The 19,496-nt window shown below is 62.5% G+C and carries 16 protein-coding genes and 1 riboswitch; of the genes, 6 read left to right on the forward strand and 10 right to left on the reverse strand.

The window, feature by feature from the left end; genetic code table 11:
* Positions 1–98 precede the first annotated feature (98 nt).
* The 6 genes from AF337_RS35060 to AF337_RS35085 all read right to left on the reverse strand — a co-directional run bounded on the left by AF337_RS35060 (position 99) and on the right by AF337_RS35085 (position 7,890).
* Positions 99–1,268 carry a M20 aminoacylase family protein gene (locus AF337_RS35060; protein ID WP_049735688.1) on the reverse strand — a complete coding sequence of 390 codons (1,170 nt, stop codon included), beginning with the start codon at positions 1,266–1,268 and terminating at the stop codon, positions 99–101.
* Between the two features lie 106 nt (positions 1,269–1,374).
* On the reverse strand, positions 1,375–2,880 hold the full coding sequence (locus AF337_RS35065) for a tripartite tricarboxylate transporter permease (RefSeq protein ID WP_049735689.1): 1,506 nt from the start codon (positions 2,878–2,880) through the stop codon (positions 1,375–1,377).
* 9 nt (positions 2,881–2,889) lie between these two features.
* Positions 2,890–3,351, reverse strand: coding sequence for a tripartite tricarboxylate transporter TctB family protein (locus AF337_RS35070; protein ID WP_049735690.1), 462 nt, complete (start codon positions 3,349–3,351; stop codon positions 2,890–2,892).
* Positions 3,352–3,563: 212 nt separating this feature from the next.
* Positions 3,564–4,547, reverse strand: a complete 984-nt coding sequence (locus tag AF337_RS35075; protein ID WP_049735691.1) for a tripartite tricarboxylate transporter substrate-binding protein — start codon at positions 4,545–4,547, stop codon at positions 3,564–3,566.
* Between the two features lie 215 nt (positions 4,548–4,762).
* Positions 4,763–6,097, reverse strand: coding sequence for a sigma-54-dependent transcriptional regulator (locus tag AF337_RS35080; protein WP_049735692.1), 1,335 nt, complete (start codon positions 6,095–6,097; stop codon positions 4,763–4,765).
* Positions 6,094–7,890, reverse strand: coding sequence for a sensor histidine kinase (locus tag AF337_RS35085; RefSeq protein WP_342028468.1), 1,797 nt, complete (start codon positions 7,888–7,890; stop codon positions 6,094–6,096). The genes AF337_RS35080 and AF337_RS35085 overlap by 4 nt, the downstream gene beginning before the upstream one ends.
* Before the next feature lie 184 nt (positions 7,891–8,074).
* Between AF337_RS35085 and AF337_RS35090 the strand changes: the two genes are divergently transcribed.
* The gene (locus AF337_RS35090; protein WP_049735693.1) at positions 8,075–8,737 is read left to right on the forward strand and encodes a sulfite oxidase-like oxidoreductase; all 663 of its coding nucleotides are present in this window, start codon (positions 8,075–8,077) and stop codon (positions 8,735–8,737) included.
* Here AF337_RS35090 and AF337_RS35095 read toward each other — a convergent pair.
* Genes AF337_RS35095 through AF337_RS35105 form a run of 3 tightly spaced genes read right to left on the reverse strand, consistent with a single transcriptional unit; the run spans position 8,722 to position 10,374 of the window.
* Positions 8,722–9,354: a hypothetical protein gene (locus AF337_RS35095; protein ID WP_049735694.1), complete on the reverse strand. Its 633-nt coding sequence runs from the start codon at positions 9,352–9,354 to the stop codon at positions 8,722–8,724. The two genes, AF337_RS35090 and AF337_RS35095, sit on opposite strands and share 16 nt — an antisense overlap.
* A 50-nt stretch (positions 9,355–9,404) precedes the next feature.
* The gene (locus tag AF337_RS35100) at positions 9,405–10,151 is read right to left on the reverse strand and encodes a CbtA family protein (protein ID WP_049735695.1); all 747 of its coding nucleotides are present in this window, start codon (positions 10,149–10,151) and stop codon (positions 9,405–9,407) included.
* A gap of 13 nt (positions 10,152–10,164) precedes the next feature.
* On the reverse strand, positions 10,165–10,374 hold the full coding sequence (locus tag AF337_RS35105; RefSeq protein WP_049735696.1) for a CbtB domain-containing protein: 210 nt from the start codon (positions 10,372–10,374) through the stop codon (positions 10,165–10,167).
* Between the two features lie 13 nt (positions 10,375–10,387).
* A riboswitch (adenosylcobalamin (AdoCbl) riboswitch) is annotated at positions 10,388–10,530 on the reverse strand.
* A gap of 77 nt (positions 10,531–10,607) precedes the next feature.
* On the opposite strand from AF337_RS35105, the gene AF337_RS35110 reads away from it, so the two are divergent.
* The 4 genes from AF337_RS35110 to AF337_RS35125 all read left to right on the forward strand — a co-directional run bounded on the left by AF337_RS35110 (position 10,608) and on the right by AF337_RS35125 (position 17,117).
* Entirely contained in the window at positions 10,608–11,162 is a 555-nt protein-coding gene (locus tag AF337_RS35110) for a histidine phosphatase family protein (RefSeq protein ID WP_049735716.1), read from the forward strand.
* A 511-nt stretch (positions 11,163–11,673) separates the two neighbouring features.
* Complete coding sequence (locus AF337_RS35115) at positions 11,674–13,245, forward strand: putative bifunctional diguanylate cyclase/phosphodiesterase (RefSeq protein WP_049735697.1); 1,572 nt, start codon at positions 11,674–11,676, stop codon at positions 13,243–13,245.
* A gap of 236 nt (positions 13,246–13,481) precedes the next feature.
* Positions 13,482–14,660, forward strand: coding sequence for an acetate/propionate family kinase (locus tag AF337_RS35120; protein WP_049735698.1), 1,179 nt, complete (start codon positions 13,482–13,484; stop codon positions 14,658–14,660).
* Positions 14,661–14,732: 72 nt separating this feature from the next.
* A complete protein-coding gene (locus AF337_RS35125; protein WP_049735699.1) occupies positions 14,733–17,117 on the forward strand; it encodes a phosphoketolase family protein in 2,385 nt (794 codons plus the stop codon).
* A gap of 51 nt (positions 17,118–17,168) precedes the next feature.
* Here AF337_RS35125 and AF337_RS35130 read toward each other — a convergent pair whose 3' ends face one another.
* Positions 17,169–18,059, reverse strand: coding sequence for a helix-turn-helix domain-containing protein (locus AF337_RS35130; protein ID WP_049735700.1), 891 nt, complete (start codon positions 18,057–18,059; stop codon positions 17,169–17,171).
* Between the two features lie 118 nt (positions 18,060–18,177).
* On the opposite strand from AF337_RS35130, the gene pobA reads away from it, so the two are divergent.
* Positions 18,178–19,350 carry a 4-hydroxybenzoate 3-monooxygenase gene (gene pobA / locus AF337_RS35135; RefSeq protein ID WP_049735701.1) on the forward strand — a complete coding sequence of 391 codons (1,173 nt, stop codon included), beginning with the start codon at positions 18,178–18,180 and terminating at the stop codon, positions 19,348–19,350.
* Positions 19,351–19,496 lie beyond the last annotated feature (146 nt).

The following is a 19,496-nucleotide window of genomic DNA, read 5'->3' on the forward strand; positions in this document are numbered from 1 at the left end:
GTTACAATTGGCATCGGCCGCATGGCAGCCTACAATCCAAACCGCCTATCAGCAGACTCGGCCTGATCGAGGACAACCTGTTGAGGCTCCACATCTAGCTAAACCTTCAACTCCCGCTCCACCAACGCCACCCAATAAGCCGCACCATATCCAAGCGCCTCGTCGTTGAAATCATAAGCCGTATTGTGATGCAGTGCCCCATCCACTACCGGCCCGTTGCCGAGCCAGACATAACAGCCCGGGGCATTCTGCGCGAAGAAGGCGAAGTCATCTCCTGCTGTCGACGGCGGAAAACTCGTCCGCACCTTCCCACCGAAAACCACGTCGGCGGCGACGAGCGCCCGGGCGGTAGCGTCCGCATCATTGACGACAGGCGGAATCCGCCGTTCGAAATGGTAGTCGACGGATATGCCGTACATGGCAGCCGTTCCGCTGGCCAACCGACCGATCTCGCTCTCCAGCTGATCGCGCACATCGGGCGAATAGGCCCGCGCCGTCCCGCCGATCTCCACGATATCGGGAATGACGTTCAAGGCCTTGGAATCACCCGCCTGCAGGAAACAGGCACTGACGACGGCCGGTTGCAGCGGATCGACCACCCGTCCGACGATCGTCTGCAGCGACGACAGGAAGGTGCCGGCGGCCGTGATCGGATCACGGCCAAGATGCGGTTTTGCGCCATGGGTGCCGATGCCGCGAAAAGTGATGCGCCAGCTGTCGGAGGAAGCAAGCTGCGGCCCTTCGACCACGGCAATCTCGTCGACCGCAAGCCCCGGCATATTGTGCAGGCCATAAACGGCATCGCAGGGGAAGAGTTGGAAGAGGCCCTCCTCCACCATGCGCTTCGCGCCGCCGCGGCCCTCTTCAGCCGGCTGGAAGACGAAATGCACCGTGCCGGAGAAACCTCGCGTCGCCGCCAGATGCCGCGCGGCACCCAGCAGCATCGCCGTATGGCCGTCATGGCCGCAGGCATGCATCTTTCCCGGCACAGTCGATTTATAGGGGCGCTCCGCCATTTCAGGCATGGCGAGCGCATCCATATCTGCCCTAAGACCGATCCTGCGCGTACCGTTGCCGACCTGCAGCGTGCCGACCACGCCGGTACCTCCGAGGCCGCGATGCACCGTGATGCCGGCCTCATCGAGAAGCCTCGCGACGATGCTCCCGGTGCGCTCCTCCTCGAAACCAAGTTCGGGATGGGCGTGCAGGTCGCGGCGCAAGGATGTGAGAAACGGCAGGTCGTCCTTGATCCGGGCGGGGATGCTCATCGGGCAATGCTCATAGGCCTGGATATCCTGTCAAGCGAAACGGGCGCCTAGCTGGCGCCCGCGTCAGATCATCCTTTGTTCATCAAACAGGTCGCAAGTTCAACCATCAAGTCTCCTCGACGAATACCTCTTCGCGCTTCTTCTTCACGCTCGGCAGGAAGACGACAATGAGCACGGCGAGCGCGATGGCCAGAAGCGTGGCGCTGATCGGACGTGTGACGAAGGTCGTCGGATCCCCGCGCGACAGGATCATCGCCCGCCGCAGGTTCTCCTCGAGCAGCGGCCCGAGCACGAAGCCGAGCAGGAGCGGCGCCGGCTCGCAGCGAAGCTTTGCCAGCACGTAGCCGATGAGCCCAAAGAAGGCGACGGCATAGAGGTCGTAGACGTTGGCGTTGACGCTATAGACCCCGATCGAGCAGAAGGCCATGATGACCGGGAAGAGCACGTAATAGGGCACGGTCAAGAGTTTCACCCAGAGCCCGATCAGCGGCAGGTTGAGGATGACGAGCATCAGGTTGCCGATCCACATCGAGGCGATGATGCCCCAGAACAGCGCCGGCTGCTCGGTGGCGACATTCGGTCCCGGCACGATCCCCTGGATGATCATCGCGCCGATCATCAGCGCCATGACGGGGTTGGCCGGAATACCGAGCGTCAGCAGCGGAATGAACGAGGTCTGCGCCCCGGCATTGTTGGCCGATTCCGGGCCCGCCACACCGGCGACGGCACCCTTGCCGAATTCCTCCGGCGTCTTCGACATGCGCTTCTCCACCGTATAGGAGGCGAAGGAGGCGAGGATCGCGCCGCCGCCGGGCAGAATGCCGAGCGCCGAACCGATCGCCGTGCCGCGAAAGATGGGCGCGATCATCTCCTTGAATTCCTGGCGCGAGGGCAAGAGGCCGGAGACCTTGGCCATCAGCACCGTGCGGGTCGACTCGCCCTCGAGGTTGCGCAGGATTTCCGCCACGCCGAAGACACCGACGGCGAGCGCCACGAAATTCAGCCCATCGGCATATTCCCGAATGCCGAGTGTGAAGCGCGGCGTGCCGGTGTAGATATCGGTGCCGACCAGACCGAGCAGCAGCCCGAGCGCCACCATCGCCAAGGCCTTGACGACGGAGCCGTGCGCCAAAGCGATCGACGAGACGAGGCCGACGATCATCAGCGAGAAATATTCCGCCGAGCCGAATTGCAGCGCGATGGCGGTGAGCGGCGGCGCGAAAATCGCAACGAGGAAGGTCGAAACCGTTCCGGCGAAGAACGAACCGAGGGCGGCGATCGCAAGCGCTGCCCCCGCCCTGCCCTTGCGCGCCATCTGGTAACCGTCGATTGCGGTGACGGCGGAGGAGGATTCGCCCGGCATGTTGATGAGGATCGCCGTCGTCGAACCACCGTATTGCGCGCCGTAATAGATGCCGGCCAGCATGATCAGCGAAGAGACCGGTTCGAGCTGGAAGGTGATCGGCAAAAGCATGGCGATCGTCGCCGTGGCGCCGATGCCGGGCAGCACGCCGATCAGCGTGCCGAGCAGCACTCCGATCAGGCAGAAGAGCAGGTTTTCCGGTGTGCCGGCCGTCGCAAAACCGAGCGCGAGATTGCTGAAAAGATCCATCATCGACTCCTAGAACCGGACCCAGGGGCCGAAGCGCTCGAACGGCAGGCCGAGCCCATAGCTGAAGACCGCCACCGAAAAGACTGTCAGCAGCAGCGAAAGAATGATCGCGAAGAACACGTTCATCTTTTGCGATGCGAAGCAGGCGATGAACGCGGTGAAGAACAGCGCCGGCGCAAATCCCAGCCCGCGCACCGTCAGCCCGAAAAAGACGGGCGCCGGCAGGATAAAGAACATGCCGCGCCAGGCGAAGAGACCGATCGGCTCCCCCTCGACGCGCAGCGCCTGGATGAAGATGATCGCGCCGAGCAGCACGAGCACGCCGGCCAGCACCAGCGGAAAATAACCCGGCCCCATGCGCACTGCCGTGCCGAGGTCGAGCCCCAGCGACTGGATGGCGAAGAAAGCGCCGGTCGCGACGAAAAGCCCGCCGCAGATCGCATTGGTGGTATCGAAACTGATGGATTTCATGGTGTCTCCTGGAGTTGGAGATGGTTCACGTGATGCCGTTGCTGCGGCGATTGCCCCTCATCCGCCTGCCGGCACCTTCTCCCCGCAAGCGGGGAGAAGGGGATATGCCGCTGGCCTCTCATCCATGCCGCTGTTGCGCGGGGCAAGTCCCTCTCCCCGCGCGCGGGTTAGGGTGAGGGGCTCATCCGGCATGTCCTGGACGAGGACAAGTCTCAGTCGGCATATTCGCCGGCAGCCTCGATCACCGGCTTCCAGCGGGCGATCTCGCCTTCGAGCTTGGCCTTCAGCGCAGCCGGTGTCGCATCGGCGTCGGAGGAAGGCGCTGTGCCGAGTTCGGCGAAGCGGGCGCCGACATTCGGATCCTTCAGTGCGACCTGCAGCGACTTCGACAGGCGTTCGTTGATCGCGGCCGGCGTGCCCTTCGGCGTGTAGATGCCGTGCCAGATCCCGACTTCGAAGCCCGGCAGGCCGGCTTCGACTGCCGTCGGAATGTCCTTCATCACGTCGAGGCGCTTCGGCGAAGTCACCGCATAGGCCTTGATCGTGCCACCCTGGATCTGCTTGGTCGTGTTGGTCGTCTGGTCGCACATGACGTCGACCTGGCCGCCGAGCAGGTCGGTCATGGCAGGGCCGGTGCCCTTGTAGGGAACGGTGGTCAGCGGCGTCTGGATGGCGCTCATGAACATCATGCCGCAGAGATGCGAAGCCGCACCGATGCCGGCATTGGCGACCGTCACCTTGTCCTTGTTGGCCTTGATATAGTCGATCAGCCCCTTGAGGTCGGCCGGCTCCATATCCTTGCGTGCGACGATCGTCATCGGCACCTCGGTGACGAGGCCGACATAATCGAAGGCGCCGAGCGTGTCATAGGCGAGCTTGCGGTAGAGCGTGGCGCTGGTCGCCATGCCGATATGGTGCAGCAGGATCGTGTAACCGTCGGGATCGGCGCTCGCCACGCGGCCGGCGCCGAGCGTACCGCCGGCGCCGCCGACATTTTCGACGACGATCTGCTGACCGAGATCCTTCGACATGGATTCGGCGACGAGGCGCGCGACTGTGTCTGTCGGGCCGCCGGCCGCAAAGGGCACGACCATGGTGATGGTGCGTTCGGGATAGGTCTGCGCCGAAGCGACGCCGGCGAGAAGAGAGACTGCGGCAGCCGCGGTCAGGCCGAGCATGGCCTTCAGAATTTTCATCGTTTCCTCCCTGATGAAACAAGCAAGCCCGCCGACACATCCTCCGCGCCGGGCATGACCTATTTGCCGCCGGGAAAAACCGGCCCGCAATCATTACAGCCACTTTCGAGACACGATTTTGCGACAGTGCGATGCAGCATGGGTCGATTTGGAAACAAACGGCTTGTGCGATGGGTGGATTTCCACCCACCGCGAACATGGGGCGGCGCCGAGAATTAGCCTTCGGTGGTCAGCATCCGCTTGTCGAGGCCGTATTTCTGCATCTTTTCGTAGAGGGTCTTCCGGGAGATGCCGAGTGTCTCATAGACCGGCTTGAGGCTGCCGCCATGCGCCACCAGCGCACTGGCAATGACGCCCCGTTCGAATTCGGCGACGCGCTCCGCAAGCCCGGTTGCCTCCCCGGCCTGTGGGCCGCCATCGTCGAGTCCGAGAACCAGACGGTCGGCGGCATTCCTCAATTCACGCACATTGCCCGGCCAGTCACGCTGGGCGATGTCGGAGATCACCTCGGGCGGCACGGTCACCTCGTCGCGGCCGTAGCGGGCGGCTGCTTCCCGCACCAGCTGCAGAAAGAGCAGCGGAACGTCCGCCCGGCGCTGCGCCAGCGACGGCACATGCAGCGTCGCAACGTTCAGCCGGTAGAACAGGTCGGCGCGGAAGCGCCCCGCCGCCACCTCCGCCTCCAGGTCCACCTTGCTTGTGGCAATAAAGCGCACGTCAAGCGCCACCGTCTCATTCGATCCCAATCGGGAAATCATCCGCTCCTGCAGCACCCGCAGGAACTTCGCCTGCAGGTCGAAGGGCATGGAGCCGATTTCGTCGAGCAGGATGGTGCCGCCTCGCCCATGCTCGAACTTTCCGTAACGCGGTCTCACCGCGCCGGGAAAGGCGCCGACTTCATGGCCGAAGAGCTCGCTCTCGATCAGGTTTGCCGGCAGCGCCGCGCAATTGATTGCAATGAACGGCCGGCTCGCCCGGGCGCTGATATCGTGCAGCGCGCGGGCCACCACTTCCTTGCCGGCGCCGGTTTCCCCGACAATCAGCGTGTCGGCATCGCTCGCCCCGATCGCCCGGATACGGTAGCGCAGATCCACCATCACCTGCGTGCGCCCCGGCAGCCGCGCCTCGATATCGTCGCGCTTGCCGGCGACTGCCTTCAGCAGCCGGTTTTCGAGCACGAGGCCGCGCCGCTCCATCGCCCGGCGGATGACACCGGCAAGCATCTCCGGCGTGAACGGCTTCTCGATGAAATCATAGGCGCCTTCACGCATCGCCTTCACCGCAAGCTGAACGTCGCCGTGACCGGTGACGAGAATGACCGGCACCTCCGGGTCGAGTTCACGGATCTTCTGCATCAGCGTCATGCCGTCCATGCCGGGCATGCGGATATCGCTGACGACGACGCCGGGAAAACTGTAGCCGATCAATTCCAGCACATGATCGCCATTCGAAAAGGTTTCGACGCTGAAGCCGGAAAGCTCCAGCGCCTGCGCCGTCGAGCGGCGCAACTCCTCCTCGTCGTCGACCAGCAGGATCTTCGCATCGTTCATTCCGCGGCCTCCGGCATCAGCCCTGCCGCCGATTGCAGTTCGATACGGAACACCGCGCCCCCTTCCGGATGATTGGCCGCGGAAAGGCTGCCGCCGAAATCCTTGATGATATTGTAGGAGATCGACAGCCCGAGACCGAGCCCCTTGCCGACGCCCTTCGTCGTGAAGAAGGGATCGAAGATGCGTTCCGCGATCGCCGCCGGCACGCCTGGCCCGTGGTCCCGCACAGTCAGCACCACCTTGCCGGTCTCCTCGAAGGCCGAAACGTCGATGCGTCTGTCATCAAGCCCTTCCACGGCATCGGCCGCGTTGGAAATCACATTCACCAGCACCTGCTGCAGGCGCACCGAACCGGCACGCACCACCGGCGGCCGGCTGCCCAGATCAAGCCGGAGCTCGGCATCGGCCGCCTTCAGCCGCCAGGCGATGATCTCGAGCGTGTCATGCATCGCCTCGTCGAGAGACACCGAGCCGAGTTTCTCGTTCGGTTTGCGGGCGAAGTTGCGCAGATGCCGGCTGATCGCGGCCATGCGGTCGATCAGCCCGCCGATACGCCTTATATTGTCCCGCGCCTCCTCGGTCCGGCCGCGATCGATGAGAACGGAGGCGCTGTCCGTATAGGTCTTGGCGGCGGCGAGCGGCTGGTTGAACTCGTGCGAAAGCGCAGCCGACATCTGCCCGAGGCCGGCGAGCTTCCCGGCCTGGATAAGATCGGCCTGTGTCTGACGGAGCTGTTGCTCGGTCAGACGCCGTTCCGATATCTCCTCCTCGATGCGGCTGTTGACGCGGGCAAGATCGGCCGTGCGCTCCTCGACGCGCTGCTCCAGTTCGTTGCGAGCCTCCGTCTGCAGTTGCATGCGTTCGGCAAGCCGCGCCCGCCGCTGGCGCAGAACCGCGACCGCAAGCCCGGCAATGCAAAGGATAAGAAAAACAGCCGCAAGCGCCGTGCGCGCCTGGGCGCGGATGGAACTCGTTTCCATCAGCACGTTCACCGTCCAGTCCTCGGCCGGCATGTAGTGCGAGAGAACCAGATATTCGCTCGATCCGCGCTCGCCGGCGAGCGTCATCAACTCGTGCGGCTCGAAGCGCTGGCGTGTGACCGGCAGCGCCGTCAGTCTGGCATTGGCATAACGCCGCGAGGCTTCCGTGCGTGCGATGCGATCGGCCGTCAGCGGCAGGATCGCGCCGTAGAGCCATTCCGGGCTGCCGGACATGAAGATGATGCCCTCAGGATCGGAGACGAAAATCTTGTATTCGCCGCCGCCCCAGGAGGATTCGATCATGTCGATATCGACCTTGAAGACGATGACGCCGCGAATATCCGTGCCGGTCCGGATCGGCGCGGCGAAATAATAGCCGCGCTTCAGCGAGGTGGTGCCTAGCGCATAGAACCGCGCCTGCCGGCCTTCGATCGCGTCTTGGAAATAGGGCCGGTAGCTGAAATTCTGCCCGACGAAGCTTCCAGGTCCGTCGTAATTGCTGGCCGCGATCGTCTCTCCATCCGGCTTGACCACATAAATGTCGGAGGATTTCAGCAGCCCGTTAATCTGCTTGAGATAGAGATTGGCCGCATCGCGCAGTGCCGCATTTTCAGGGGCGCTCACCAGTTCCTTGATGTCGTCATGATCGGCGATCAGCGCCGGCAGCGCCTCGTAGCGGTTGAGGTGACCGCTGAGCGCCGAGACGGCAAGGCGCAGCGCTGTCCCCGCCTGCGCCGAGGCCTCTCCCATATAGGCGCGTGTCGCAATCGCGCTTCCATAGGTGAAGAAGGCGAAGATGATCAACGGCACCACCAGGAACGCCGCTATCGCACGATATCTCGACAGATCCGGCTCCTCCCCTTTCCGCCTCCACTCCCCAGCGAGGCATACCCGACGGCTCAAGTTTAATGACGCCGACACGGATTTCCAAGGGCCCGCCGAAACTTGACACCCGGAGACGCGAATGCCCTATTGCGGTATCGTAGGGAACCCCATCATGAGCAACGACAAGACGCCCGCCGACAGCAAGCTCACCAGCTCCAAGCGTCGCTGGGCGGCAGAGGGCAAGTTTCTGACCGGCCGCATCAGCCGCCCCGAAGCCGAGCGCCTGCCGCCCGGCCAGCATCTCGTCAAAAACTGGCCGGTGCTCGATCTCGGCCAGCAGCCCGTCATCTCCACCGATAGCTGGCGTCTTGAAGTGCGCGGCCTCGTCGAAACGACGCTCACACTCAACTGGGCCGACTTCCAGGCGATCGAGCAGAGTACCAAGGTCAGCGATATCCACTGCGTGACCACCTGGTCGCGCTACGATAACAAATGGCGGGGTGTTTCCACGCGCGATCTGCTCGATCTCGCCATGCCGAAGCCGGACGCCGGTTATATCATGCTGACGAGTTATGACGGCTATACGACCAACCTTCCACTTGCCGATTTCGCCGCCGAGGACGCGATCCTTGTGACATCATGGGAAGGCCTGCCGCTGACGCCGGATCACGGCGGCCCGATGCGCCTCGTCGTGCCGCATCTTTATTTCTGGAAAAGCGCCAAATGGCTGCGCCGCATCGAACTGATGTCGGGTGACGAGGCCGGCTTCTGGGAAAAGAACGGCTACCATATGTATGGCGATCCGTGGCGCGAGCAGCGCTATTCCGACGATTGAGCCTTCGGCCGCAGAAAGCGACCCAGCGCAAACACCACAAGGGCGAACAGAGCGGCGAACCCCGTCAGCGACGCCATGCTGGCGGCATGAAACGGCACTTTACTCCAGCGTGGCTTGACGACATCGGCGGTGTTGAAGGCCTCGCCGCTGAACCGGCAGGTGATGAGCGCCAGGCTGCGCCGCACCATGTCGTCATCGACCGCGGAAATGATTTCACCAGCCGCAACGGCCTCCCGCGGCATCTCACGCATCGAAAGCAATACCGCCTTGGTCGCCGCAAGATAGGCATGGGCGCATTCGTTGAACGGGCTCTGCTCGTCGCTCACGCTGCCCGGCATCCGTCCCCAGAGACAATAGGAATACTGGATTTCGGCGTAGTTCAGAACGCGCCGGAATGGCTCGTTCGTATCGACTGCACGGGACGCCAGACCGATAATTCGGCCGCGATAGTCCGAAATCACCGCCATCTCGCCATGCGAAATTTCTGGGATCTCGAGACCGGCATGGCTGGCGCCGCCGCTGCGGCTATGAGCAAGGGCGTTTTCAACAGGCATGCAAAAGAAAGCGGCGGCGGCAAAGGCCGTCGACAGGAGCGATATGGTGCTGCAGCTTTTCATCGTTGCCCGAAAATCTAAAGGCGCCGGCAAAACGGCGCCCCTCGATGTGTTCAGTGGAAGGCCTTTACCTGCCGGACCGGTTGCCCGCCCTTCACGGCAAGCCGCTTTTCCGCCAGCGCTCCGAAGCCAAGACCGAGCGTTGCCCAGAGGATCGCATGCATGGCGAGCGTTGTCGTGCGGAAACGCCAAAGCACCATCGCCGAGAAGTTCTCCGGCACTTCGTTGATCGGCGGCAGCAGATAAAGCACGAGGCCGATAAAGACGAGATAGGCGATGCCGGCGATGATGGCGCCGTTCCAGAGGCCGAAACGCTCGGAAAGACGGCGCGACAGCGCCACCGCGGCGATCAGGGCGGCGAGGGAGACGACGATCATCAGGAAGAACAGCTCGGTCCTGACGCCGATTGTATCGGCATTGCCGACCGCCGGCGGGTTGGCCGGATATTTGATAGCGGGAACGAGAACGATCGCCACGAAGGCGAAAATGGCGATGACCGCCGAGGTGCCGCGCGCCGAAAGGCTGCCGACGCGGCCGTGCACGAAAGCGAAGGCGAGCGCGAAAAGCCCGCCGACGGCAATGCTATGGGCCATGACGCCGGTGAAAAGGCCCGGACCGGCCTGCATGGCGCGGCTGACGATTTCAGGTTCGGCGGCTTCGCCGGCCGCCTGGGCGCTCGCCTCCTCGAAGGCGATCGCCGAATCGACCAGCGGCTCGCCGAAAGTATGGGCGAAGGCGAAGACGAGGAAGCCAGCAATCAGGCCCGCGAGCATGCCGCGTAGCAGGAGGTTTCCAACCATGTCGGGAACTCCCCTAGTGGCAGGGGAAGCCGAGGAGGTGGCGGGCGTCATGCACGAATTCATGCACGTACATGCCGTTGAACAGCGCCATCGCGCCTTCCTCGGTGCCGACGAAATAGATGGCGATGAGCATCAGCAGGCCGCCGAAGATCGCCCATGGCAGGATCTCTGCTACGGGGATCGGCGCCGGTGCCGCAACAGGCGCAAAAGTGGTGTCAGACATGTATTCCTCCGGGAATGACGCGTTCAGTCGAAAGAGTGCTTATGCGGCAGGGTCTGACTTCCAGCGCGAAGAACCTTCGACACGCTGGTCACAGCGGCGCGACCGTGCCGGATTTACACCGGCTTCCAAACCCGCAACAGCACGGTTATATCTGCAGGCCGAAGAGCCTGTCAACGAAACTTCATGAAGCGGCGACGGGCTGTTCCCACCGCTATCCGGAGATCGGAACGACCGTGAATACGCGCCTTACCTGGATCTGCCACGGCGCGACGGCGGCGAGCCGCAAGGCCCTGTTCCCGCTCGACGAACCGCTGGAAGACAAGGCCGCAGAAGACGCGGCCAGGATGGCCGCCCTGCCCCGTGCCGATCGTATTGTCACCAGCCCGGCTTTGCGCGCCCGCCAGACTGCCGACGCGCTCGGCCTTCAAGCCCGGACGGACCCTGTCCTTGGCGACTGCGATCATGGCCGCTGGGCCGGCAAGTCGATCGCGGCGATAGAGGCCGAGGAGCCGGAGGACCTCATGGCCTGGATGAGCGATCCGGAAGCGGTCCCGCACGGGGGCGAGAGCCTTGTTGATCTTGGCATACGCGTCGCCGGCTGGATGGACAATGAATCCGCCCTCGGCGGCCATGTGATCGCCATCAGCCACGCCGCCGTCATCCGGGCAGCGGTTGCCCATGTGCTTCGGGCGCCGCCATCCTCTTTCTGGCTCGTCGACATCGAGCCGCTTGGTATCGTTCGCATGACCAGCAACGGACGGCGCTGGTCGCTGCGTTTTCAGCATTAATGCATGTCGCCCGGAAGTGTGCCGCGGTTCCGGGATAACGACATGCATAAAACAAAAACCTAAGGCGCGTCGCATGAATCCCGTTTAATGCGACGCGCATTAGCGATCCCTCATCTTATCCAGCTTTACACAAGCAAATTGCGTCATCTCTGTTGAACCCGGCTTCACCGGGACTACTTCCTTGTCCCAAGGAGATGGAAGACATGACATATGATTGGAGTGGCGAGCGTACGCGGCGCCTGCGCCTGATGCGTTTCGCCACAATCACACTTCTGATCGGTCTCGTCGTCAGCGTCCCGCTGCTGATCGTCACCGCCTGAAGCACGAGAAAGGGCGAGCATGCGACAGCACGCTCGCCTTCGTGCTTTCCCGTCCCCGCTTCACGAGAAGCGCGTCCGTCTCTCGACGGTGCAGCAACAGGCTGCGGCCTCCAATAATTCGCCTTCTGGTTTCAACGAACATTTCAGACTTTCGTGATAGTTCGGCATAGGGTGGAGATGGAGAAGGCCACATGCCGGTGTTTTTCCAGAGCAGGGCCGGAAGGCAATGCGTGTCGATCGTCGGGCTTGGGATAACTCTCTGGCTCCTCGGCGCGCTGTTGCAGCTCGACGACAGCCTTGTCTATTTCATGACCGGTTTCGGCGAATATGGCGCCGACAAACTCGTTCTGGCGCTCGGCATCGCCGGCGCCATGAGCTTCATCTATTCGGTGCTGCGCATCGCCGACCTGCGCAAGGAAACGGAACTGCGCGCCGCCGCCCAGGCGAAGGCCGATTGGACGGCCACCCACGACCATCTAACCAAGCTGCCGAACCGCTACGCCTTCGAACGCAAGATCCTCTCATGGCCGATCAAGGACGACGAGGACCAAATCGAGGAATGGGATCGCAACGTCACGCTCTTCTCCGTCGATCTCGACGGCTTCAAGAAAGTCAACGATCTCGTCGGCCACAAGGGCGGCGACATTCTGCTGATCGAGGTTGCCAGGCGAATCTGCGCGCTCGGCAACGCCGATTGCGTTTACCGCTTCGGCGGCGACGAATTCATCATCGTCGCCTTTGCCCTGACGGCACAGCGCGAGGAGCGTTTTGCCAGACTGCTAATCCAGGCTGTCACCCGGCCGATCCATATCGACGGTTTTGCCGTCGAAGTCGGCGCCAGCGTCGGCTACGACCGCTGGACCGAAGGAGCCGAACCGCTGGAAGATGCCGCGCATCGTGCCGACCTCGCCATGTACGAGGCAAAATCACGCGGCCCCAACCATTATTTCGCTTTCGAACCGGCCATGCAGGACAAAGTCACGGAACGCGCTGCGCTAGAAACCAGGCTGCGCGCCGCAATCGCCAACAAGGCGATCAAACCCTTCTATCAGCCGCTGATCGACCTGAAGACCGGTCAGCTCTGCGGCTTCGAGGCCTTGGCGCGCTGGATCGGCGAAGACGGTGTCAATATTCCGCCGCCTGTTTTCATCGATATCGCCGAGGAAAACGGGATGATCACCGCCTTGTTCGAGGATCTTCTCGCCCAGGCCTGCAGCGACGCACTCACCTGGCCTGAGCATGTAATGCTGTCCTTCAACGTCTCGCCGGTGCAGATGGAAGACAGGCTGCTGACGTCGCGCATTCTCAAGGTCCTTTCGGCAAGCCGGCTGCCGCCGCAGCGCCTGGAGGTGGAGATCACCGAAAACGCGCTGATCCAGGATCCCGCCGTCGCCGCCGTCATCCTTGATGAACTCCACGCGGCCGGCATCCAGATCGCGCTTGACGATTTCGGCACGGGTTATTCGAGCCTGGCACAGCTCGCCCGCTATCGTTTCGACAAGATCAAGATCGACAAAAGCTTCGTCGCCACCTATCGCGGCGACGAACGCCAGGAAAAGATCATCCGCGCCATGCTCGGACTCGGCAGGAGCCTCAACATCAAGACGACCGCGGAGGGCGTCGAGGAGCACGGCCAGCTCGCCTTCCTGCTGCAGCTCGGCTGCGACATCGGCCAGGGCTATCTTTTCGGCAAGGCGATGCCCGCCGCCGAGGCGGGCATCTTCATCAGCGATCGCAATGCCAGCCTGGCCTCAACGGCCTGACGATACAGCTTAAAAAGCCGGCGTCGATGATGAAGAGCAGGAATGCAATCGAAGCCGCCAGCGCCAATTGCACCTCCCAGCCCCGGGACATCGATGAAAGCTGTACTCGATCCCAGCCGAAGATGACGATAGGCTGCGCATCGGCAAAGCACGTGAACGGCGGATAAACGCCTTTCCGTCCGCAGCCCCCGCACTAAGTTCGGCCAAAATACCGACTGTGCGGAGTCTCTGAAGACATGTCATCGACCGATCTGCTCCTGACCTTCAACGCCGGCTCCTCCACGATCAAGATCGGTATCTTCGCGATGGATGGCGATAGGGCGCGGCGCCTCGGCAAAGGTGTTATCGATTTCCGTGCCGAACCGCTCTCGCTCGGCCTGATCAAGGGATCGCTGACATTCGACATGCCGTTGAAGGCCGAGGTGACGGAAGACCTGCACGACATCATCGATGAGACCTTCGCGCGTCTCGGCGATCATTTCGACATGGCCGCCACCCGCGCCGCCGGCCACCGCGTCGTCCATGGCGGCGACCGTTTCACCAGGGCGATCGCCCTCGACGACGCCGCAATCGATGCCGTCGATGCACTGACGCCGCTGGCACCCCTGCATCAACCGCAGGCGCTGCGCTTCATCCGTGCGCTCAGGCATCTGAAGCCGCATCTTGCCCAGACGGCCTCCTTCGACACGGCCTTCCATGCCACGCAGGACGATCTCGTTCGCCGCTTCGCCATCCCCCGTGCGCTGCACGACGAGGGCATCAAGCGTTATGGTTTCCATGGCCTGTCCTATAAATTCATCGCCGGCGAATTAACCCGCAAGGCGCCGGATGCGGCAAAGGCGGTGGTCGCCCATCTCGGCAGCGGCGCCAGCCTCTGCGCGCTGGATCATGGCGTCAGCCGCGATTGCAGCATGGGCTTTTCGACGCTCGATGGCATCCCGATGGCGACGCGCCCGGGCGCACTCGATCTCGGCGTCATTCTGCATCTGGCCGGTCAGCGGAACCAATCCTTCGAAGAAATCGAAGACCTGCTCTATCACCGCTCCGGCCTGCTCGGCGTTTCCGGCATCAGCGCCGATACCCGCGATCTGTTGAGGGATGGCCGGCCGGAGGCGCGCCAGGCGATCGACCTCTTCATGCTGCGTATCGCCGGCGAAACCGGCCGCATGGCGGCAACGCTCGGCGGCCTTGACGCCGTCGTCTTCACCGCCGGCATCGGCGAGCATCAGCCGGAGATTCGCGCCGGCGTGGCGAAGCGGCTCTCCTGGCTCGGCCTTGCGATCGACGAAAAGGCCAATTTCGCCAATGCGTTCACGATCAGCACGCGGGAAAGCCGTATCGCTGCCCATGTCATCGCCACCGACGAGGAGCAGGTCATCGCCGATGAGGCGCTGTCCATACTCGGCACTGGCTGATCCAGATCAACGGCAGGCCCCGCGCCGGCCGGTAGAATTGACGTTGAACAGGTTTTCGAACGGGAGAAATCCATGGAAACGCATATCTCGACCGCCGCTTTGACAGACGCCGAACTCACCCTGACCGACCGCTACTGGCGGGCCGCCAACTATCTCTCGGTCGGGCAGATCTACCTGCTCGCCAATCCGCTGCTGCGCGAGCCGCTGAAACCGGAGCATATCAAGCCCCGCCTGCTCGGCCACTGGGGCACGACACCCGGCCTCAACTTCATCTATGCGCATCTGAACCGCATGATCCGCGCCCGCGACCTCGACGTCATCTATATATGCGGCCCCGGCCACGGCGGCCCGGGCATGGTCGCCAATACCTATCTTGAAGGCAGCTACAGCGAGATCTATCCCGACATTTCCGAGGATGCCGAAGGCATGCGCAAACTCTTCCGGCAATTCTCCTTCCCCGGCGGCATCCCGAGCCATGCGGCGCCCGAAACACCCGGGTCCATCCACGAGGGCGGCGAACTCGGTTACGCCCTCGTTCATGCCTATGGCGCTGCCTTCGACAATCCCGATCTGATCGTCGCCTGCGTCGTCGGCGACGGCGAGGCCGAGACCGGGCCGCTGGCCGCGAGCTGGCATTCCAACAAATTCCTCAATCCCGCCCGTGACGGCGCCGTGCTGCCGATCCTGCATCTGAACGGCTACAAGATCGCCAACCCGACCATTCTCGGCAGGACCGATGGCGATGATCTGCGCCGTCTCTTCGAAGGCTACGGCTACCAGCCTTTCTTCGTCGAAGGCCACGAACCGGGCGATATGCATCAGCAGATGGCCGCGACGCTGGATCAGGTGTTCGACTGCATCCGCGAGATTCAGAGGCAGGCTCGTAACGGCAAAGCTCTGGACGGCTGCCCACGCTGGCCAATGATCGTGCTGCGCAGCCCCAAGGGCTGGACCGGCCCGAAGGAGGTCGACGGCAAGAAGGTGGAAGGCTTCTGGCGCGCCCATCAGGTGCCGGTTTCCAACTGCCGCGAGAATGAGGGCCATCGCAAGATCCTCGAAGACTGGATGCGAGGCTATGATCCGGAAGATCTGTTCGGCGCCGATGGCCGGCTGAAGCCCGAACTGCGGGCGCTGGCGCCCGCCGGCAAACGCCGCATGGGCGCCAATCCGCATGCCAATGGCGGCTTGCTGCGCAGCGAGCTCGATACTCCCGATATACGCGACTATGCCGTAAATATCGGCAAGCGCGGCAGCGCCATGGTCAAGTCGACGGAGATCCTCGGCCGCTACCTGCGCGACACGATGAAGCGCAACGCGGAGGCCGCCAACTTCCGGATCTTCGGCCCCGACGAGACGGAATCCAACCGCCTCGGCAGCGTCTTCGAGGTCACCGACCGTGTCTGGATGGAGGATATCGAGCCCTATGATATCCACCTCTCCCGCGACGGGCGCGTCATGGAAGTGCTCTCCGAGCATCTCTGCCAGGGCTGGCTGGAAGGCTACCTCCTGACCGGCCGCCACGGTCTCTTCTCCTGCTATGAGGCCTTCATCCACATCATCGATTCCATGTTCAACCAGCACGCCAAATGGCTGAAGGTGACGCGCGAGCTCGAATGGCGAAAGCCGATCTCATCGCTGAACTATCTGCTGACCTCGCATGTCTGGCGCCAGGACCATAACGGCTTCAGCCATCAGGACCCCGGTTTTGTCGATCTCGTCGCCAACAAAAAGGCCGATATCGTCCGCATCTACCTGCCGCCGGATGCCAACACCCTGCTCTGGGTCGGCGATCATTGCCTGCGCACCTATGACCGCGTCAACGTCATCATCGCCGGCAAGCAGCCGGAGCCGCAATGGCTGTCGATGGACGAGGCGGTGAAACATTGCGAAGCCGGCATCGGCATCTGGCACTGGGCAAGCGACGAGGAAGACGCCGTCGCGCCCGACCTCGTCATGGCCTGCGCCGGCGACGTGCCGACCATGGAGACGCTTGCCGCCGTCGACCTCTTGCGCAAGGCCGTGCCGGCGCTGAAGATCCGCACCGTCAACGTCGTCGATCTGCTGGCGCTGCAATCCAAGGATCACCATCCGCACGGACTGACCGACGAGGCCTTCGATGCGATCTTCACGTCAGACAAGCCTGTCATCTTCGCCTATCACGGCTATCCCTATCTCATTCACCGCCTGACCTATAAGCGCACCAACCACGAAAACATCCACGTCCGCGGCTTCATCGAGGAGGGCACGACGACGACGCCTTTTGACATGACCGTCCTTAACGAACTCGACCGCTTCCACCTTGCCATCGAAGCCATCGAGCGCGTACCGGGCCTGAAGGAAAAGGCGACGGATGCGCTTGCCGCCTTCCGCGGCAAGCTTTCGGAACACCACGACTATGTGCGCGAACATGGCGAGGACATGCCGGAGGTGCAGGACTGGACATGGCCGGCGACGTGACACATCGGTGACTGACGCCTGCGAATGCGCCCGTCACCGGATGCCAAGACCCTATGCGCGGTCGAGTCGAGCCTTTTCCGTCATGCGCCAGACTCGCGGCGTTTCGCCGGCATATTTCAGGAAGAATCGGGAGAAATAGGCGGGGTCGGCAAAGCCGAGGCGGAATCCGATTTCCTGAACGCTGCCCAGCGTAAAGACAAGCTGACGCTTCGCCTCCTCAACGAGTTTGGCGGCGATCAACTCGTGCGGCGTGCTGCCGGTCATCGACCGGACGATCCGGGTGAGATGCGTGGGCGAAACCCCGAGTTCCCTGGCATAGAAGGATGCGGGCTTGTGGGATCGAAAATGCTGCTGAATGAGCTCGCCCAGCATCTCCATCCGTCGCTCGTTTTCGTTCGACGAAAACTCCCGGGCATTCCCATCATGGGAAATCCGCGCCGTCAGCCGCAACGCCAGGGCGACGTAGGCTGCCAAGACCTCGTTGCGGCCGCTGCGGCGGTTTTCGAATTCATCGCCCAGCCGCCGCAACGTCTGCATCACATGGGCAGCCTCGGCATTATCGGGATCGAGCGGCGTCAGATGCGGCGTCGCCAGCCATTCACCGAGATGGCTCCGTTCGCCGGGCGGATGGCTGAGATGGGACCGCAATATGGAGATGACGAGACCGTCGATATCGCGTGAAAAACGAAAGCCGTGATTGAGCCCGGGCGGAACCGTAATCACCGCCGGCGGCCGGATGGCATGGCTCTTCTCGCCGAAGATTGCATCGCCCGAACCGGCTTCGATGTACAATATCTGAAAGAAACTCTCGTGGCGGTGGAGGCGAATCTCCCATTGGTGCAGGCTGCTGCGGGAGCGAATTGTTTCGCAATGCAACCAAAATTCCGGCGATCGTCCGATGTTTTCGCCGTAGAGCTCGTAGGTCGGTATCTGTCTGCTCATCGGCTCTCTCCCACGCCAATGTTCGATTAGTGCAATTTTTAGGCTGGAATGTCCATTGTGGCGATCCGGCCGGCGCGGCAGAATCTGACAAAACGCAAAAATGTCAGGGAGGAAGCATTTGCGAACCCAGGTCGCCATCATCGGTTCGGGACCATCCGGTTTGCTGCTCGGCCAGCTTCTGACCGAAGCCGGCATCGACAATGTCATTCTCGATCGCGTCGGCAAGGATTATATCCTCGGCCGGGTCCGCGCCGGTGTTCTCGAAGAGGGCACGGTCGGACTGCTCGATCAGGCCAAAGCCGCAGCGAGACTGCATGCCGAAGGCCTGCCGCATGACGGCTTCTCGCTCGCCTTCGACGGCCGCGACCATCGCATCGATCTGCATGAACTGACCGGCGGCCGGCGCGTTACCGTCTACGGCCAGACCGAGGTGACACGCGATCTGATGGAGCGGCGCGAAGCAAGCGGCGCCCTGTCGATCTACGATGCCGTCGATGTGACGCCGCATGACTTCGACGGCCGCTCTCCCTTCGTCACCTATATGAAAGACGGCGCTGCCGGGCGCATCGATTGCGACTTCATCGCTGGCTGCGACGGCTTTCACGGCGCCAGCCGCAAGGCCGTTCCCGAACGGGCGATCCGAAGCTTCGAAAAGGTCTATCCCTTCGGCTGGCTGGGCCTGCTTGCCGATGTGGCGCCGGTCAGCCATGAACTGATCTATGCCAACCACCCGAGGGGCTTTGCGCTCTGTTCGATGCGCTCGGCCAAGCGCAGCCGCTACTATATCCAATGCGGGCTCGACGAGAAGATCGAGAATTGGAGCGACGACCGCTTCTGGGACGAACTCAGACGGCGACTGCCGACGCATCACGCCGAAGCATTGAAAACCGCGCCGTCCTTCGAGAAATCGATCGCTCCCCTCCGCTCCTTCGTCGCCGAGCCGATGCGCTTCGGCCGGCTCTTCCTGGTCGGCGACGCCGCCCATATCGTGCCGCCGACCGGCGCCAAGGGGCTGAACCTTGCGGCAAGCGACGTCCATTACCTGTTCTCTGGGCTCGTCGAGCATTACCGCGACGGTTCGGATCACGGCATTGACGCCTATTCGCAGACCGCGCTCGCCCGTGTCTGGAATGCGGTGCGGTTTTCCTGGTGGATGACGACGATGATGCATCGTTTTCCCGATACCGGCGATTTCGACCAGAAGATCCAGGAGGCGGAGCTCGATTATCTCACCCATTCCCGTGCTGCCTCCACGGCGCTCGCGGAAAACTATGTGGGATTGCCATTCTGACATGAAGATCCGAGGCTGGTGCGGCCCAGGCGACGGCAGAGCCGGTAATCAATATTCCCACACATAATCATAATCGCATGGTGATGGATTGCGGCTTTTATTTCATTTTACATCACCATTTCGCATGACAAGCTAACGCACAATTT

Origin of the sequence: Rhizobium ecuadorense, assembly GCF_001187535.1 — a bacterium.
In the GTDB taxonomy this organism is placed as follows: Bacteria; Pseudomonadota; Alphaproteobacteria; order Rhizobiales; family Rhizobiaceae; genus Rhizobium; species Rhizobium ecuadorense.

Bases quoted from the DNA above. Each gene is read 5' to 3' on its own strand.
- AF337_RS35060 (WP_049735688.1), bottom strand. From the start codon at position 1,268: ATGAGCATCCCCGCCCGGATCAAGGACGACCTGCCGTTTCTCACATCC.
- AF337_RS35065 (WP_049735689.1), bottom strand. From the start codon at position 2,880: ATGGATCTTTTCAGCAATCTCGCGCTCGGTTTTGCGACGGCCGGCACA.
- AF337_RS35070 (WP_049735690.1), bottom strand. From the start codon at position 3,351: ATGAAATCCATCAGTTTCGATACCACCAATGCGATCTGCGGCGGGCTT.
- AF337_RS35075 (WP_049735691.1), bottom strand. From the start codon at position 4,547: ATGAAAATTCTGAAGGCCATGCTCGGCCTGACCGCGGCTGCCGCAGTC.
- AF337_RS35080 (WP_049735692.1), bottom strand. From the start codon at position 6,097: ATGAACGATGCGAAGATCCTGCTGGTCGACGACGAGGAGGAGTTGCGC.
- AF337_RS35090 (WP_049735693.1), top strand. From the start codon at position 8,075: ATGAGCAACGACAAGACGCCCGCCGACAGCAAGCTCACCAGCTCCAAG.
- AF337_RS35095 (WP_049735694.1), bottom strand. From the start codon at position 9,354: ATGAAAAGCTGCAGCACCATATCGCTCCTGTCGACGGCCTTTGCCGCC.
- AF337_RS35100 (WP_049735695.1), bottom strand. From the start codon at position 10,151: ATGGTTGGAAACCTCCTGCTACGCGGCATGCTCGCGGGCCTGATTGCT.
- AF337_RS35105 (WP_049735696.1), bottom strand. From the start codon at position 10,374: ATGTCTGACACCACTTTTGCGCCTGTTGCGGCACCGGCGCCGATCCCC.
- AF337_RS35115 (WP_049735697.1), top strand. From the start codon at position 11,674: ATGCCGGTGTTTTTCCAGAGCAGGGCCGGAAGGCAATGCGTGTCGATC.
- AF337_RS35120 (WP_049735698.1), top strand. From the start codon at position 13,482: ATGTCATCGACCGATCTGCTCCTGACCTTCAACGCCGGCTCCTCCACG.
- AF337_RS35125 (WP_049735699.1), top strand. From the start codon at position 14,733: ATGGAAACGCATATCTCGACCGCCGCTTTGACAGACGCCGAACTCACC.
- AF337_RS35130 (WP_049735700.1), bottom strand. From the start codon at position 18,059: ATGAGCAGACAGATACCGACCTACGAGCTCTACGGCGAAAACATCGGA.